This is a genomic window from Hymenobacter mellowenesis, assembly GCF_030581005.1.
In the GTDB taxonomy this organism is placed as follows: Bacteria; Bacteroidota; Bacteroidia; order Cytophagales; family Hymenobacteraceae; genus Hymenobacter; species Hymenobacter mellowenesis.
The window spans coordinates 241,259-258,619 of record NZ_JAUQSX010000003.1 but is presented as its reverse complement, the minus strand read 5'-3'; the positions used below and the strand labels follow the sequence as shown (position 1 = coordinate 258,619).

General features: G+C 62.8%; 16 protein-coding genes. All 16 read left to right on the top strand.

The genetic code is table 11. The annotated features are described in order from the left end of the window. The first annotated feature begins 92 nt into the window (after positions 1 to 92). Entirely contained in the window at positions 93 to 779 is a 687-nt protein-coding gene (locus tag Q5H92_RS07430) for a DUF3826 domain-containing protein (protein ID WP_305010871.1), read from the top strand. Positions 780 to 823: 44 nt separating this feature from the next. Further along, positions 824 to 4,078, top strand: a complete 3,255-nt coding sequence (locus tag Q5H92_RS07425; protein ID WP_305010870.1) for a SusC/RagA family TonB-linked outer membrane protein — start codon at positions 824 to 826, stop codon at positions 4,076 to 4,078. 19 nt (positions 4,079 to 4,097) lie between these two features. After that, positions 4,098 to 5,906, top strand: coding sequence for a RagB/SusD family nutrient uptake outer membrane protein (locus Q5H92_RS07420; protein ID WP_305010869.1), 1,809 nt, complete (start codon positions 4,098 to 4,100; stop codon positions 5,904 to 5,906). A gap of 227 nt (positions 5,907 to 6,133) precedes the next feature. Next, the gene (locus Q5H92_RS07415; RefSeq protein WP_305010868.1) at positions 6,134 to 6,898 is read left to right on the top strand and encodes an SDR family NAD(P)-dependent oxidoreductase; all 765 of its coding nucleotides are present in this window, start codon (positions 6,134 to 6,136) and stop codon (positions 6,896 to 6,898) included. A 170-nt stretch (positions 6,899 to 7,068) separates the two neighbouring features. Next, entirely contained in the window at positions 7,069 to 7,926 is an 858-nt protein-coding gene (locus Q5H92_RS07410; protein WP_305010867.1) for a fumarylacetoacetate hydrolase family protein, read from the top strand. Further along, positions 7,913 to 8,749 carry an amidohydrolase family protein gene (locus Q5H92_RS07405; protein WP_305010866.1) on the top strand — a complete coding sequence of 279 codons (837 nt, stop codon included), beginning with the start codon at positions 7,913 to 7,915 and terminating at the stop codon, positions 8,747 to 8,749. The genes Q5H92_RS07410 and Q5H92_RS07405 overlap by 14 nt, the downstream gene beginning before the upstream one ends. A gap of 34 nt (positions 8,750 to 8,783) precedes the next feature. Continuing rightward, entirely contained in the window at positions 8,784 to 9,572 is a 789-nt protein-coding gene (locus Q5H92_RS07400) for an L-fucose dehydrogenase (RefSeq protein ID WP_305010865.1), read from the top strand. Positions 9,573 to 9,648: 76 nt separating this feature from the next. After that, positions 9,649 to 10,665: a zinc-binding alcohol dehydrogenase family protein gene (locus Q5H92_RS07395; protein ID WP_305010864.1), complete on the top strand. Its 1,017-nt coding sequence runs from the start codon at positions 9,649 to 9,651 to the stop codon at positions 10,663 to 10,665. Between the two features lie 239 nt (positions 10,666 to 10,904). Continuing rightward, the gene (locus Q5H92_RS07390) at positions 10,905 to 11,606 is read left to right on the top strand and encodes a hypothetical protein (protein ID WP_305010863.1); all 702 of its coding nucleotides are present in this window, start codon (positions 10,905 to 10,907) and stop codon (positions 11,604 to 11,606) included. A gap of 59 nt (positions 11,607 to 11,665) precedes the next feature. Beyond that, on the top strand, positions 11,666 to 12,313 hold the full coding sequence (locus Q5H92_RS07385; protein ID WP_305010862.1) for a hypothetical protein: 648 nt from the start codon (positions 11,666 to 11,668) through the stop codon (positions 12,311 to 12,313). Then, on the top strand, positions 12,292 to 13,086 hold the full coding sequence (locus tag Q5H92_RS07380) for a sensor histidine kinase (protein WP_305010861.1): 795 nt from the start codon (positions 12,292 to 12,294) through the stop codon (positions 13,084 to 13,086). The genes Q5H92_RS07385 and Q5H92_RS07380 overlap by 22 nt, the downstream gene beginning before the upstream one ends. Before the next feature lie 64 nt (positions 13,087 to 13,150). After that, positions 13,151 to 13,819, top strand: a complete 669-nt coding sequence (locus Q5H92_RS07375) for a response regulator transcription factor (protein ID WP_305010860.1) — start codon at positions 13,151 to 13,153, stop codon at positions 13,817 to 13,819. Positions 13,820 to 14,625: 806 nt separating this feature from the next. Further along, the gene (locus Q5H92_RS07370) at positions 14,626 to 15,171 is read left to right on the top strand and encodes a phage tail protein (RefSeq protein ID WP_305010859.1); all 546 of its coding nucleotides are present in this window, start codon (positions 14,626 to 14,628) and stop codon (positions 15,169 to 15,171) included. A gap of 15 nt (positions 15,172 to 15,186) precedes the next feature. Continuing rightward, the gene (locus tag Q5H92_RS07365) at positions 15,187 to 15,726 is read left to right on the top strand and encodes a phage tail protein (protein ID WP_305010858.1); all 540 of its coding nucleotides are present in this window, start codon (positions 15,187 to 15,189) and stop codon (positions 15,724 to 15,726) included. 39 nt (positions 15,727 to 15,765) lie between these two features. Then, positions 15,766 to 16,290 carry a phage tail protein gene (locus tag Q5H92_RS07360; RefSeq protein WP_305010857.1) on the top strand — a complete coding sequence of 175 codons (525 nt, stop codon included), beginning with the start codon at positions 15,766 to 15,768 and terminating at the stop codon, positions 16,288 to 16,290. An 81-nt stretch (positions 16,291 to 16,371) separates the two neighbouring features. Next, the gene (locus Q5H92_RS07355) at positions 16,372 to 17,328 is read left to right on the top strand and encodes a methionyl-tRNA formyltransferase (protein WP_305010856.1); all 957 of its coding nucleotides are present in this window, start codon (positions 16,372 to 16,374) and stop codon (positions 17,326 to 17,328) included. Positions 17,329 to 17,361 lie beyond the last annotated feature (33 nt).

Below are 17,361 nucleotides of genomic sequence, written 5' to 3'. Positions count from 1 at the left end.
TGATAATATCGTACAATAAGTTAGCTAAAAGTTACAGTACTGGCCTCAAAAACACGGATAACTTGCTACTATTCTAGCACTATCCGTGAATCATGAATAAATCATTGCAAAGCCTGTTTTTAGCTGGCTTTCTAACTGCAACTACCCTCTCTCAGGCCTCGGCCCAGACGCCCGCGCCGGCCGAAACCAAAGAAGCCGCCTATACGCGGACCATCACGGAGCGCGCGGCCAAAATCGTGGCCAAAATCGATGGCCTCAAAGCCAAAGACTCGGTGCAGGTGCGCGACGTCATCGCCGACCAGTACCGGGCTCTTAACGACATCTACGAGCAGCAGAAAACCCGCAAGGCCGCCCTCAAAGCCCAGCCCCAGACGGACGCCACCAAGGCCGAGCTGGCCAAAGTAGAAACCGAAACCACCGCCGCCCTCGACAAGCTGCACCCGCAGTACCTCCGGAAGCTGAGCCGCCGTCTTACCCCGGCCCAGATTGAGCAGGTGAAGGACGGCATGACCTATGGCGTGCTGCCCCTCACGATGGGCGCCTACAACGACATGCTGCCCAACCTCACGGCCGAGCAGCGCGCCCAGATGCTGGCCTGGCTGACGGAGGCCCGCGAGCACGCCATGGACGGCGGCACCTCGGAACAGAAGCACGCCTGGTTTGGCAAGTACAAGGGGCGCATCAACAACTACCTCTCGGCCGCCGGCATCGACATGAACCAGGCCGGCAAGGACTGGCAGGCCCGCATCGCGGCCCGCAAAGCCGCTGGCAATCAATAAGAATTCATTACACCCTTTTTCTCAGTTTAACCCACCAAACTGTTATGGCCCACTCCTTACCCAAATCACTGCCGCTTTCGGCAGTGGCCCCGCGGCTAGCCTGCGCGCTCCTTATGGGCAGCACGCTGATGGCCGCCAATCCGGTCCTGGCCGCTGTGGCCGGCCCGCCCGTCAACCCCAAAGCGGCAAAGTCGTCGAAAGGCATCAAGGTTGGCTTCACGGGCATTGTGAAGGACGCCAAAGGCAACCCGCTGCCGGGCGTGACGGTGCTCATCAAGGGCACCAAGAGCGGCACCAGCTCGGGCCCCGACGGCACCTTCCACTTCAACTTGCCCACCGGCAACGAAACGCTGATTTTCAGCTTCATCGGCTTCAAGAGCCAGGAAGTGGCCGTGAACGGCCGCACCACGCTGGAAGTGGCCCTTGAGGACGACAACGCCGCCCTGGAAGAAGTGGTGGTGGTGGGCTACGGCACCCAAACCCGCGCCACCATGACCGGGGCCGTGGCCGTGGTCGACATGCAGAAAATCCAGGATTTGCCAGTCGGCAGCCTTTCCACGGCGCTGCAAGGGCAACTGCCAGGCGTGGGCGTGAGCGGCGGCACGGGCCGCCCCGGCGACCCGGGCGCCATCACGGTACGCAACCCCATCATTCTGTCGAAGGACGGCGGCACGCTGCGCCCCTTGTTCGTTATCGACGGCGTGGTGCGCACGGAGGACGACTTCAACGTGCTCGACCAGTCGGAAGTAGAATCGATTTCGGTGCTGAAGGACGCGGCCGCCGCCATCTACGGTGCCCGCGGCGCCCAAGGCGTGGTGCTGGTGGCCACACGGCGCGGCCAGCTGGGTGCGCCCAAGTTTAGCTACAGCGGCTCGGTGGGCACCACCGATGCCGTGATGCTGCCCAAGATGATGAATGCCGTGCAGCAGGCCACCTACCTGAACGACATCAACCGCGCCAACGGTGTGGCGTCTACCAACGCGGCCTACTACACGCAGGACGAACTGGACTACTTCGCCAACAACAACACCGACTGGCTGCGCACGGCTTGGAAGCCGGCCACCGTGACGCGCCACGCCCTGAACATGAGCGGCGGCACCGACCGGGTGACCTACTTCGCCGGCGTGAGCTACAACTACCAGAACGCCAACTTCGACAACATCAACGCCAACAAGTGGACCTACCGCGCCAGCACCGACGTGAAGGTGGCCCGCGGCTTGAAGGTGGCGTTGTCGGTGAGCGGCGACTTGTCGCAGAAGCGGATGTACTACCTCAAACAGGGTGGTGAAAACGTGGAAAACGACATGAAGAGCCTGCTCTACACGCCGCAGTGGGTGCCCACGTACGTGAACGGCCTGCCGACGCTGCTCACCAACGCCAGCAACGCCAACCTGAACACGGTGGACGCCTTCCACTTCTTCGAGGTGCAGAACTCGGACAACTACACGTCGACCCGCAACACGGGCCTGAACGTGACGGCCAGCGCCGACTACGAGCTGCCCTTTCTCAAGGGCTTGAAAGCCCGGGTGTTGTTCAGCAAAACCATGGACAACGGCTTCGGCAAGCAGTACGGCACGAAGTACAACGTGTACCGCCTCACCATGCTGGGCACCAACAAGCACATCTACGGCGGCAACGTGACGGGCAACCCCATCGTGCTGAACAACGGCGACCGGGTGCGCCTCAACCCCACCACCTTCGACAGCTACCAGCTGAACGGCTACCTCACGTATGACCGGCAGTTTGGCAAGCACCACGTGGCGGCTATCGGTTTCTTCGAACAGTCGGAAACCGCCATCGACGGCGTGGCCGCCATGGCCGAAGGCGCCATCATTGCCGCCGGCGTGCCCAACCTCGATTACCAGAACTTCGCCACCGGCGCGCAAACCACCACGGAAACGGCCAGCGAAGCCGGTACCCTTTCCTACGCCGGTCGCTTCAACTACGACTACGACGGCAAGTACCTGCTCGAAACCACGCTGCGCTACGATGCCTCGACCAACTTCGCGCCGGAATACCGCTGGGGTTTGTTCCCGTCGGTATCGGTGGGCTGGGTATTGTCGCAGGAGAATTTCTTCAAGGACAACGTGAATTTCGTGAACCTGCTTAAGCTGCGCGGCTCGCTGGGCTTCCTGGGCGGCGACGCCACCAAGGCCTTCAACTGGCAAACGAGCTACGGCCTGAAAACCGGCCAGGGCGCCGTGTTCGGCGGCAACGGCGACCGTTCGCTGGTATTTGCCGCCAACAACGCGCTGGCCAACCGCGCCGCCCGTTGGGACGACGACACCAAGTACAACGCCGGCATCGACGCAGCGTTCCTGGGCAACCGCCTCTCGCTGACCGTGGACGGTTTCTACGACCACCGCTACAACATGCTCACGGCGCTGGTGAACTCGGCTCCGCTGGTGATTGGCGCCGCCCTGCCCTCGGAAAACTACTCGTCGGTTGACGGTTTCGGCTACGAAGTATCGGTGGGCTACGGCGACAAAATCACCAAAGACCTGGGCTTCCGCCTGAACACGTTCTTCTCGTGGAGCGACAACAAGCAAGTGCTGGTGGACGTGAGCCGCGGCCAGCTGGGCCAGTGGGACGACCCGACGGGCCGCTCCACCGACCAAGGCGTGGTGGGCTACAAGTACGTGGGCATGCTCCGCTCCCAGGCCGATGTGGACGCCCTGCTGCAGGCCAACCCCAACTATAAAATCTTCGGCTCGGCCCCCAAGCCCGGCATGCTCTACTACGAAGACATCCGCGGCCCCAAGGATGCTTCGGGCAACTACACCGCTCCCGACGGCATCATCACTGAAGTGGACCAGACCTACCTGACCCCCAAGGAAAGCAACCACTACGGCATCGGCTTCAACCCCACCATCACCTACAAGTCGCTGAGCATTTCGGCCACGATGGGCATCTCGTGGGGTGGCCAGGCCACGGTGGAGTCGGCCGCCCGCAAGGTGGGCACGGCCACGGCCAATCGCCCCGAGTTCTGGACCGACCACTGGACGCCGGAAACCCCGGACGCCACCTACCCTGCGCCGGCCTACGCCAGCACCTACGACGTGGCCTCCTCGTTCTGGTTCCGCAGCTCGTTCTCGGCCGGCATGCGCAACGCCAACATCTCGTACAGCTTGCCCGCCGCCCTCACCAACCGGGCCGGCATCGGGTCGGTGCGCGTGTTCTTCACCGCCATCAACCCCCTGAACTTCTACAACCCTTACAGCTACAAAACCTACACGGGCTCCTACGACTCGTACCCTACGCTGCGCTCGCTCTCGCTGGGTCTGAACGTTGGCTTCTAATTCCCACCCCATCCGCATCATGAAACCATTTCATTACATCGCACTCGCCACCATTGCCTCCGCTTTCGGGCTGAGCAGCTGCGAAAAAGTGCTGGACAAGGAGAACCTGGGGCAGTCCACGACGGAGCTCGTTTTTAAAGACTCCACGCTGGCCAACCTCAACCTCAGCTTCATCTACAACCAAAACCTGCCGGAGTGGGGCGACCCCATCATCTCGGCCACGCTGAACGCGGCCAACACCACGGCCAGCAACTACAACGTGGCCGGCTTGTCGGACGAGGCGTATGCTGACAACCGCCTGTTTGCCGGCTCGCTGCAGGTATCGGACGTAGGCGGCGAGTTCGGCACCGGCCTGAGCGCCACCAACAACTACGGTAAAATCAGGACCATCAACATGTTCCTGAGCAACGTGAAAGCGGGCCCGCTGCCCGCCGGCGCCAAAGGCCGCCTGCGGGGCCAGGCCCAGTTCTTCCGGGCGTGGCGCTACTTCGAGCTGGTGCGCCAGTACGGCGGCGTGCCGCTGGTGATGAGCCCGCTCAACGGCGTGGGCCCCGAAGCCCGCGACCTGACCTACCTGCCCCGCGCCAGCACCACCGAAACCTTCGCTGCCATCGTGGCCGACCTGGACTCGGCTATTCAGACGCTGCCCGGCAAGTGGACGGCCACCACCGACTGGGGCCGCGTGAGCAAAGGCACCGCCGCCGCCCTCAAGGGCCGCGTGCTGGTGTACGCCGCCAGCCCCCAGTTCACCACCACCGACAAGTGGCAGGCCGCCTACGACGCCAACGTGCAGGCCAAAACCCTGCTCACGGCCAACGGCTTCCGCCTGCACACGTCCTTCGACCAGCTCTGGTTTCAGGAAGTGAACAACCCCGAAGCCGTGATGGTGACGAGCTACAACACCGCCACCGGCGACCAGCTGAAGCGCAACAACACCTACGACAACTCGACCCGCCCTGCCGCCAACGGCACCGGTGGCGGCCAGAACCAGCCCACCTGGGAAATGGCGCAGGCTTTCCCCATGCTCGATGGCAAGAAGCGCAGCGAGACGGGCCGATACACCTACACCGACCAGCTGTTTTACAAAAACCGCGACCCGCGCTTCGACAAAACCATTGCTTACAACGGCTCTACCTGGCCCCTGAACGGCAATACCGGCTACCGCCTCTGGACCTACCTGCGCGGCACCACCACCGTCGAAACCGGCGGCTCGACCAACACGGGCTTCTACTGCCGCAAAGCTATCAACCCCACGGCTTCGCCCAGCGAAGTGCAGTACCTGGGTACCGACTGGATTGAAATCCGCTACGCCGAAGTGCTGCTGAACCTGGCCGAAAGCGCCTGCGGCGTAAACAAGCTGAGCGAGGCGTACACCGAGCTGAAAGCCATTCGGGCCCGCGCCGGCATCGAGCCCGGCACCGACCAGCTCTACGGCCTGAAAGCCAACATGACCCGGGCCGAGATGTTCGAGGCCGTGCTCTACGAGCGGCAGTTGGAGCTTGCCTTCGAAGGCAAGCGCTTCTGGGATTTGCGCCGCTGGCGCAAGATGGAAACCTTCAACGGCACCAAGCGCACGGGCCTCGTCGTCACGCTGAAAACTACTGGCGTGCCCACCGACTTCGCCACCACCCGCGACAACCTGAACCTGGACCTGGTGTACACCAATTACTTCACGCTGTCGACCAAAATCCTCGATACGCGCAACGCCGGCGGAATCGCCTGGATGTCGAAGTACTACTTCTTCCCCATTCCGCAGGCCGCCATCGACAACAACACCAAGATTCAGCAGAACAAAGACTGGGGCGGCAGCTTCGACCCCATGCTCTAAGGCGTGGCCAGTCTGAATTAACTCCTTACCCATCAATGCGTCGCTATCCCACCCGGATGGCGGCGCATTGGCATATAAGGCGGGTCGTGCAGCCGCAGGACCGTTGTATTACCAGCCCGTCATGTCGAGTTTGCCGAGACATCACCGGCAAACAAAATCTGGCAGATTCCTAGCACAACGCCTCTTGCACTTTCTACTCTTCAAGCTCTTTCCAGCACCTTCACAGCATGTTTAAGTTAACCGGAAAAACGGCCGTCATCACCGGCGGCGGCAGTGGCATTGGCCGGGCCATTGCGCTGCTTTTTGCCAAACAGGGCGCCGCCGTGCACATCATCGAATTGAACGCCGACGCCGGCCAAGGCGTGGTAGCAGAAATCGAGCAAGCCGGCGGGCAGGCCCAGGTCCACGCCGCTGATGTGAGCCAGCAGGCCGCCGTGGTGGCCGTGTTTCAGGCTGTTGGCCGCGTCGATGTGCTGGTGAATAACGCCGGCATTGCCCACGTCGGGAATGTAGAAACCACCTCCGAAGCCGACTTCGAGCGCGTGTACCAAGTGAACGTGAAGGGCGCCTACAACTGCCTCTTCGCCGCCGTGCCGCTGATGAAAGCGCAGGGCGGCGGCGCAATCGTGAACATGGCCTCCATTGCGGCGCATGTGGGCCTCACCGACCGGCTGGCTTATTCGATGAGCAAGGGCGCCATTTTCGCCATGACGCTCTCGGTGGCGCGCGACTATCTCGGCAGCAACATTCGCTGCAACAGCATCTCGCCGGCCCGCGTGCACACGCCCTTCGTGGACGGCTTCATTGCCAAAAACTACGCCGGCAAAGAGGCGGAAATCTTCGAGAAGCTCTCGCACAGCCAGCCCATCGGCCGCATGGGCCAGCCCGATGAAGTGGCCGCCCTCGCCCTCTACCTGGCCTCGGACGAAGCCGGTTTTGTGACCGGCTGCGACTACCCGCTCGATGGCGGCTTCATCAAGCTCAATACTTAAATCTGCACAACAGGACACCACAGGAACGTCATGCTGAACGCAGCGAAGCATCTTTACCTCGATGGTAATCAATGCCGCTACAACGAAGCGGTAAAGATGCTTCGCTACGCTCAGCATGACGTTCTTTCTGCGTAGCATTCTCTACTATTCTTTCCCAACCAACACCCCCTATGAAACTCATCCGCCACGGCCAGCCCGGCCAGGAAAAACCCGGCGTCATCTTGAATGACCAGCACTACGACGCTTCCGCTTTTGGCCAAGACTACAACGAAGCTTTTTTCGCCACCGATGGCCTCGCGCGCTTGGCTCAATTCCTGAAAGAAAATGAAGGAAAATTGACGCAACTCAGCGGCACCGAGCGCCTGGGCCCGCCGGTAGCGCGGCCGTCAAAAATCATGTGCATCGGTCTGAACTACGCCGACCACGCCCGCGAAACCGGCGCCACGCCCCCGCCCGAGCCGGTGCTGTTCATGAAATCGACCACCGCCTACGTGGGGCCGTTTGATGACCTCGTGATTCCCAAAAACTCGGTGAAAACCGACTGGGAAGTGGAGTTGGCCGTCGTCATCGGCAAGAAAGCTTCTTACATCGAAGAGCCTGACGCGCACGAGTACATCGCCGGCTACGCGCTGCACAACGACGTGTCGGAGCGCGAGTTTCAGCTGGAGCGCAGCGGCACCTGGGACAAGGGCAAGGGCTGCGACACCTTCGCGCCGGTGGGCCCCTTCCTGGCCACGCCCGAAGAAATCGGCGACGTGGACAACCTGCGCCTCTGGCTGAGCGTGAACGGGCAAATGATGCAGGATGGCACCACGGCCAACCTCATTTTCAAGATTCCCTTCCTGATTTCCTACCTCAGCCAATTCATGACTTTGCTGCCCGGCGACATCATCTCGACGGGCACGCCCGCCGGCGTGGGCCTGGGCATGAAGCCGCCCGTGTACCTGCAGCCCGGCGACGTGGTGGAGCTGGGCATTGATGGACTGGGCATCTCGCGCCAAACCGTGAAAGCCTATGCCGCGCATTGATTCGCATCAGCATTTCTGGCAGTTCGACGTTGAGCGCGATGCCTGGATAACGCCGGACATGGCGGCCATCCGGCGCGATTTCCTACCCGGTGACTTAGCGCCCGTTTTGCAGCAGCACGGCCTCGACGGCTGCGTGGCCGTGCAGGCCAGCCAGAGTGAAGCCGAAACCGACTGGCTGCTCAGTCTGGCGGCTGAGCACGACTTCATCAAAGGCGTGGTGGGCTGGGTCGATTTGCGGGCTGAAAACGTGGCGGAGCGACTGGCGCACTACGCGCAGTTTGAGAAGCTGAAAGGCTTCCGCCACGTGTTGCAGGGAGAAACCGACCGCGCCCTTATGCTCCGGCCGGAGTTCCAACGTGGGCTGGCGGCCCTTGCCACCCACGGCTTCGCCTACGACCTACTGGTGCTGCCCGACCAGTTGGGCTACGCGGCCGAGCTGGCGCAAGCCTTTTCGAACCAGCCCTTCGTGCTCGACCACCTCGCCAAGCCGCTCATCAAAGCCGGTGAGCTGGAGCCCTGGCGGCGCGACATCCAGGCCCTGGCCGCGCACGAAAACGTGCTCTGCAAAGTCTCGGGCATGGTGACGGAAGCCGATTGGCAGCACTGGCAGCCGGCCGATTTCCGGCCCTATCTCGACGTGGTGTTCGAAGCCTTCGGGCCCGGCCGCGTGATGTTTGGCTCCGACTGGCCGGTGTGCAACGTGGCCGGCGGCTACGGTCGCATGCACGCATTGGTGGCCGACTACCTGGCGCAGTTCTCGCCTGCGGAGCAAGCGGGCTTTTGGGGCGACAATGCCGCGCGTTTCTACAAACTGACTCACTAATTAACTGCTCACTGTTAATTATCAACCGAATAGCATGGATTTACAGCTTCAGGATAAAGTTATTATCGTAACCGGCGGCGCCAAGGGCATCGGCGAAGGCATTGCGCGCCTGCTGGCCCAGGAGGGCGCTGTGCCGGTCATCGTGGGCCGCAACGAGGCCGACAACCGGCAAACCGTGACGGCCATTGAAGCCGCCGGCGGCCGGGCCGGGCAGGTAGCCGCCGAGCTCGCCGAGCCCGCCGAGTGCGCCCGCGCCGTGCAGGCGGTCATCAGCCAGTTTGGCCGTATCGACGGCCTCGTGAACAATGCCGGCGTGAACGACGGTGTGGGCTTGGAAAATGGCTCTTACGAAGGCTTCATGCAGAGCCTGCACCGCAATGTGGTGCACTACTACCTCATGGCCCACCACGCGCTGCCCGAGCTCATCAAGTCGCAGGGCGCCATCGTCAACATCACTTCCAAAACGGCCGAAACGGGCCAGGGCAACACTTCGGCCTATGCCGCCGCCAACGGAGGCCGCAACGCCCTCACCCGCGAGTGGGCCGTGGAGCTCCTCAAATACGGCATCCGGGTGAATGCCGTGATGGTGGCCGAAAGCTGGACGCCGGCCTACGAAACCTGGATTCAAACTCTGCCCAACCCCGAGGAAAAGCTGCGCGAAATCACCAGCAAAATTCCCCTCGGCAACCGCATGACTACCGCCGAGGAGCTGGCCAATACCACCGCCTTCCTCCTTTCCAATCGCAGCAGCCACACCACCGGCCAAATCTTCCACGTCGACGGCGGCTACGTCCACCTCGACCGCGCTTTGGCTAATGCATGATTTTAATTATGAATTGCTGACTGTGAGGCGTTCTGGTTTTTAATTCATAATTCATAATTTTTAATTCATAATTCCCTTGAACACCCTCGTCTGCCTCGAACCCGGCCAGTTTGCCTACCAGCAGAAACCCCACCCCATTGCCCAGCCCGGCGAAGCACTCATTCGCATCCGGCGCATTGGCATTTGCGGCACCGATTTGCACGCTTTTCAGGGTACCCAGCCCTTCTTCAGCTACCCGCGCGTGCTGGGCCACGAGCTGGCTGGCGAGCTGCTGGACGCCGGTGGGGCCGAGGGTTTTGCCGTGGGCGAGGCCGTCACGTTCATCCCCTACTTCAACTGCGGCCACTGCATTGCCTGCCGCCGGGGCCTGCCCAACTGCTGCGCCAGCATCCGGGTATTTGGCGTGCACATGGACGGCGGCATGACCGACGTGGTGGCCGTGCCGGCCGACAAGCTGGTGCATGGCGAGGGCCTGAGCTTCGACGAGCTGGCCCTGGTGGAGCCGCTGGCCATTGGGGCCCACGGCGTGCGCCGGGCGGCCGTCGAACCCGGCGAGTTTGTGCTGGTGGTGGGCGCTGGCCCTATCGGGCTGGGGGTGATGGAGTTTTCCCGCATTGCCGGCGCTCATGTCATTGCCCTCGACATCAACGAACAGCGCCTGGCTTTTTGCCGCGAGAAGCTGGGCGTGGCCCACACTGTGAGTGCACTTGCGCCCAATGTGGAGGAGCAGCTCCGCGCCATCACCAATGGCGACATGCCGACGGTGGTCATCGACGCCACGGGCAGCCAGAAGGCCATTCTGGGGGCATTTCCGTACCTGGCGCCCGGCGGCCGGTTTGTGCTGGTGGGCCTGCAAAAAGGCGACATCAGCTTCTCGCACCCCGAATTTCACAAGCGCGAAGCCACGCTCATGAGCAGCCGCAACGCCACCCGCGCCGACTTCGAGCACGTCATTCAGTGCATGAAGCAGGGCCTGGTGCAGCCCACCACCTACATCACGCACCGCGTGCAGTTCGCCGCCGTGAAGGACGAGTTTGAAAGCTGGCTCGACCCCGCCAACGGCGTCATCAAGGCCATGGTGGAGCTGGCATAAGCAAGGCCCCGCGTGCAGGCTTGGGCCCAAGGCCTACCCCCGTAGATTTACGTGGTTTTTAGAACCCCCGTAAATCTACCTACGCAACTCCTGCGGCTGCCCCTGTACTTTGCCCTGCCAGCCCGGCAAAGGGCCGTGCCCAGGCCTTGGATTGCCCGGGCGTTTGTGCTCCTTTGCAGGCCGCTTGGCTTTGCTGCCGTTTTCCTTGCTTCCCTCACTTCTTCAATCTTTCTCAACCAATGCAAAACAACTCCACCTCCCCGGGCCTTCTTTCGTCAGACGAATTCCGTCAGTATAGTGCCGACTGGCGCGAGCTCGTCAGCCAGCCCGACAGCCCGACGCTGCCCGAGTGCTTTCAGACCGAAGCAGGCGAGCGGGTGCTGTACGTGAGCTTTCCCATCCAGCGCGTGGCCGAACTGGTGTCGGCGGTGGGGGCAAAGCAGTTGAAGGCCCGCTTTGTGCTACTGCCGGTTGGGGGGCAGAAAAAGTTCTCGCTCGTGCTGTTTGCCGCCGATGACACGCAGCAGGCCGAGGGCCGCAAGTCGGCCTATTACCTGGCCGAGCCCTCGTGGACGTCGGCCCCCTCCGCCGGGCTGGGCGAGCCGGTGCCGAACAACCTGGCCGCCGAATGGCTCAATAGCTGGAAAGGTGCCCCGGCCGTGATGCCCGCCCTGTTTGCCACGCCCGACGGCCCGCTCGAGGGCTACAACTTCGACCTCAAGGACTTCCTCAGGCCCCTGTTTACCGACCAGCCCTACGACCAGCAACAAATTCGCGTCTGGTTGGGCCTGCACAGCTACTACTCGCCCACCAACCTCGACTCGCTGACGCAGACCTTCGGGCTGGTGGTGCGGCGCTACGACCCGCTGCAGGAAGTTGGCCGAGACAACGACGACGACCTTTTCTTCGATTTGTCGTTTCCCTGCCCGCCCACGCACTAAGTTCTTTCTCAATCCGCTTTTAGCGTGTACCCAAACCGGCAACTGGCTGGCCTCACTCGATGCACCTTACGTTGCAGGAAATACTGTTGCGGCTGACGCTGGTGCCGGTGGTGGTGGCGGCCCTGATTGGGGCCCTACGCTTCCGGTACCTGCCCGGCAATCTTCGGTACCTGGCCTACCTCGTCTGGTTCATTCTGCCGCTCGACCTCATCGCCTACGCGCTGATGCTGCAGCAGCACAACAACCTGTTCCTGATGCCCATCTGCGCCATTGGCGAATTTGGGCTGCTGGCCCTGCTCTACGCCAAAACGCTGCGCTCGCCGGCCTTCTCGCGGGCCCTGCCCTGGCTGGTGGGGGGCTTTGGGGCCTACGTACTCTTCGATAGTTTTTCGGTGGGCACGCTCAAAGAATTCCGGCCCGGCCAGCAGGTGCTGCAAAGCGTGCTCACGCTGGGGCTGGTGGGGCTGTACTTTCGCAAGCTGCTGCACGAGCTGCGCGTGCAGCAGCTCAAGCGCGAGCCCATGTTCTGGGTGTCAGCAGGGCTGACCATCTACTGCCTCGGCTACCTGCAGATTGCGCTGTTCAGCAACTACCTGCTGCGCTATTCCGACCAGTTGAACATGACCGTTTGGATGGTAAATTCCCTGCTGTTTATCACGCTTTACTGCTGTTACAGCTGGGCACTATGGCTTCCCCGGAAGAAGTAACCTTTGGGCCCCTGCTCTTCTGGAGCATTGGCATGATGCTGCTGGCCGCCGGGTGCCTGCTGCTGTTTCTGGTCACCTACCAAAAGCGCCTGCTGCTGCAGGAGCTGCGCCTGCGCATGGCCGAATCGGCCCATCAGCAGCAGCTGCTGGCGGCGGTTATCGACGCGCAGGAGGGCGAGCGGGAGCGCATCGGGCAGGATTTGCACGACGGCATCGGCTCCACCATTGCCACGGCCAAGCTGCTCGTCAACCGCCTCAGCAACCGGCCCGCGCCCGAAAACGCGCCCGAGCTGCTGGCCATGGTGGAGGAGCTCATGGCCGCCGCCGTGCACGAGGCGCGCAGCATCTCGCACAGCCTCTACCCGGCCGTGCTCGCGCGCTTCGGCCTGGCCGAGGCCATTCAGCACTTGGTGGATGTGTGCAACGAAACGGGCACCCTGGCCATCGAGCTGGAGCTGGACTACACCCAGCCGCTGGCCCTGGCCCAGGAGCTGGCCCTCTACCGCATCTGCCAGGAGCTGATGCACAACGCCCTGAAGCATGCCAAAGGCGCCACTTCGCTGCTCGTGAGCCTGCAGCAGCACCACCCCCACCTCACCCTAGAAGTAGCCGACAACGGCTGCGGCTTTGCGGCGGCCCGGCTGCCGGCGGGGGGCGGGGCCGGCCTGCGCAACATCGACGTGCGGGTGCAGATGCTGGGCGCGCGCCTGCACCAGCAGTCGACGCCGGGCCAGGGCAGCCGCTTCATTATTCAGCTAAAAGCGCCAGCATAGTCTGCACGCATTTCGCAGATTATTAACCCTTAACTTCGCCCATCTTTGGCTACCCCCATTGCACATGGCTGCTCCTTCCTCTCCCGCCCGCATTGCCCTGCTCGACGACCATCCCATGTTCCGGCAGGGCTTGCGCTACATCCTCCAATCGTTGCCTTACGTGGCGGTCGTGGAGGAAGCCTCCACCCTGCCCGGGCTTTTGGCCATTTGCGCGCACCAGCTGCCCGACGTGCTGCTGCTCGACATGCAAATGCCCGGCGCCGACGGCGCCGAAGTGGCCCAGCAGCTGCTCGGCCAATATCCTGACCTGAAAATCATCGTGCTGTCGATGTTCTCGGCCGACAAGTACATCACCCAGATGATGAAGCTCGGCGTGCGCAGCTACCTGCCCAAAGATGCCAATCAGGAGGAGCTCATTCAGGCACTCGAAGGCGTGCTCACCACCGGCCACCACTTCACGCCCCGCATTTCGCGGGCGCTGATGCGGGGCCTGCAACAGCCCACCCGGCCGCCGTCTGCCAAGCTGCAGGAGCAGGAGCAATTCACCCCCCGCGAGCAGGAAGTGCTGCGCCTCATCTGCGAGGGATGCACGGCGGCCGAAATTGCCGCCCACCTTTTCATCAGCCGGCGCACGGTGGAAGGCCACTGGCAAAAGCTGCTGGAGAAAACCGGCGCGCCCAACGCGGCAGGCCTGGTTGGCTTTGCCGCCAAGCACGGCTTGCTGGAATCGTAAGGCCGGTTTCGAGCCATCGCGCTGGGCCACCCCCGTAAAAATACGTGGTTTTTACAAGCACGTATTTTTACGCTAAAGCCTGCGATGGGTAGCTCCTTATTTTGCTGGGGCAAACCGGTTGGTTGCGCGCTTCCTCTCGTGCCATGTATGTATTTCCGCAAACACGCGGGCAGACGCCGGCCACCGTTCGCATGGCGTCACTCCCGGGAATCAGGGCCGGCGTTTTTCCTCTCGCCCGCCCTTCGTTTTGTCCTATTTATGCTACCTGGCCTGGTGAGGCCCGGCCCAAGCGGACCCCTTGTTGAGCGGAAAGCAGGCATTTTTTTAACGGGCCAACGGGGCAGTTAAACGACCATAATAAGATTTTTACCGTGCCATTGGCTTTGTCGCCTGTTCTGGGGGAAATAATTGTTAACAGATTGATTAATACACAAAAGCTAAAAACCCTTCCTATATTTATATAAATTTCAAGGCAATTGTCCTTCCATCAGGCCGCTATTCAGGCTCTTTTCCACGCTGGTCATTGAAGCAACCCATGGGGCTACTTATTACGCAAACCATTGGCCGGCGTGTACCTCAAACAGGTGACACGCTGGGCTTGCGGCAGTAGGGCGGGGCCGGCAACTTCGGGCGCTGAACTCGTGGCGGAAAGGACCCAAAAATGACATCAACACACCTTGCCATCGGGCGCTGATATTTTTTGCATTTACGGCTACTGACGCCGCATAGCACTTTGTTTGTCTTCACTGCTTTTGTTTTTACCCAAGCGGTTTTTTCATTCTTCACCCTTTTACTCATTCACCTTTATGGACGCATACACCGGAGAAATCCGAGCGGTTGGTTTCAACTACGCCCCCTACGGCTGGGCGCTCTGCCAAGGGCAGACGATGCCCATCAATCAGTACACGGCCCTGTACTCACTGCTGGGCATTGCATACGGCGGCGATGGCCGGACCACATTTGCCCTGCCCGACCTGCGCGGTCGCACCATCGTGCACTTGGGCCAGGGCAACGGCCTGAGCAACTATACCCTGGGCCAGACTGGCGGCACCACCACGGTGACGCTGGACATGGACCAGATGCCGGCGCACACGCACGGCCTGGGCAGCGGCGCGGTGGCCACCTACTCGGGCTCGGGCGGGTCAACCACTCCCGCCGGCAACCTGCTGGCGGGCAGCGGCAACGTTCAGCAATACGGGGAAGAGTCCACGCAAGGCGTGAAGATGGGCGCCGGCTCGATAGGCGGCACCATCGGCCCCGTGGGCGGGGGCACCGCCCACACCAACATGATGCCGTCGCTGGCGGTCAACTACATCATCTGCCTGAACGGCGAGTTCCCCCAACGTCCTTAACCCCACCCACCGCACATGGAAAACTACGTAGGAGAAATCCGCATTTTCGCCGGCACTTTCGCGCCGGCCACTTGGCTGGACTGCAATGGCCAGCAACTTTCTATCAGCGAGTATGAGGTGCTGTATGCGCTGATAGGCACCACCTACGGCGGTGATGGGCAGACCACCTTTGGCCTGCCCGACCTGCGCTCGCGGGCCGTGGTGGGCATGGGCCAGGGCAGGGGCCTGAGCAACTTCACCCAGGGCGAAATGACTGGCACGGAGAACGTACAGTTGAGCGTTTCCAACCTGCCTTCCCACCAGCACCCGCTGGCCAACGGCAGCCTGCGCGGCATTACGGGCGCGGGCGGGCAGACGTCGCCGTCAGGCGCCTACTTTGGCGACCAGGGCGGCGACCTTTACAGCAACGTGGCCAGCGACTCGACCCTGGCTTCGGATGCACTGGCCATGCAGCTGACGCCGGCCGGTGGCGCCGGGCAGCACCCCAACCTTCAGCCGTATCTGACGATGCGCTACATCATCGCCACTCAGGGCATATTTCCCTCGCAGCCCTAGTGGCGGCCTTTTCTTCACGCCTGATTTCTTCGTTTTTTTATGGAACCATTTCTTGGTGAAATTCGCCTGATGGGCGGCAATTTTGCGCCCAAAGGCTGGGCGCAGTGCAATGGGCAAATGCTGCCCCTCAATCAGTACACGGCCCTGTACTCACTGCTGGGCACGAGCTACGGCGGCGATGGCCGGACCACGTTTGGCCTGCCCGACCTGCGCAGCCGCACGCCGATAGGCTCGGATTTTGTCGGCAACTATCCGATGGGGAGCATTGATGGCACGGAAAGCGTGTCGCTGAATGCCACGCAGATACCCGCGCACACCCATACCCTTTCCGGAACTATCAAGGTGGCCGACATGTACACGGGAGCCAGCCCGGGCGACAACTACCCGGCGGCCAGCAGCGTGCCGCAGTACGGCAGCGGCACTCCCAATGTCAACCTGAACGGCGTTAACCTGGGAACTGCCACGGAGGCAATGGGCAGCGGCGTGCCCCACAACAACCGCCAGCCGGTGCTGGCGCTCAACTACTGCATCGCGCTGACGGGAATTTTCCCATCGCGCGGCTAGTTCCTTTCCCCAGTGCCGGGGGCGTGGTCCGGTGGTGGCCACGCCCCCCTTTTTTATTGCTTGTATTACTTGCCTTTGCTCATGCACATCGCCGTCATCATCAGTAGCAGACTCGGGCTGCCCTTGCTGCAGGACCTGGCCGCGCAGGGCGTGGTGGCCGGGGTGGCGGTGCCCCACACCGGGCACGACGAGCCCGAGCAGCTGGCGCAGACCGTAGCGGCCCTGGGGCTGCCGGTGCAGCGCCTGCACCGGCCGGGCCTGGGGGCCGCGCTGGCGGCGTGGCTGGCCCCCCTGGCCCCGGATGCCGTGCTGGTGCTGACGCTGCCGTGGCGCATTCCGGCGGCCGTGCTGGCCCTGCCCCGGCTGGGCTTTCTGAACGTGCATTTCGCGGCCCTGCCCGGCTACCGGGGCCCCGAGCCGCTGTTCTGGCAGCTGCGCAACGGCGAGGCCGCCGGGGCCGTGACGATTCACCGCATGGAGGCCGACTTCGACACCGGGCCGGTGCTGGTGGCCGTGCCCGTGCCCATTGGCCCGCGCGACACCCACGGGCTGCACCGGGGGCGGCTGGCCCATTACGCCGTGGCGGCGGGCCGGCAACTGCTGGCCGCGCTGCGGGCCGATGCGCTGCCGCTCCGGCCGCAGGAGGCCGCGGCGGCCCGCTACTGGCCCCGGGCCACGCTGGCCGACGTGTGCGTGCGCTGGGCCGAGCCGGCGGCGGCCATCGACCGGCTGGTGCGGGCCACCAACCCCTGGAACCGGGGGGCGCTGGCCACCCTGCGCCAGCAGCCCCTGCGCCTGCTGGGCGCCACACCGCTGGCCGGCACCGTGGCGGCGCCCCCCGGCACGGTGGTGCAAACCGGGCCCGACCTGCTGGTGGCCTGCGGCGCGGGCGAGCTGCTGCGGCTCGACATCGTGGTCCTGGAAGAGGGCTACTTCACTGGGGCGCAGCTGGCCGGGCTGGGCGTGCTGACCGGCGAGTTGCTGGGCGAATTCGCGGCCCTGCCAGCGGCGCAGGCCGCGCCGGCGGCGGCGCCGTAGCCGGCGCCGTAGCCGGCCCGGCCTATCCTTGCT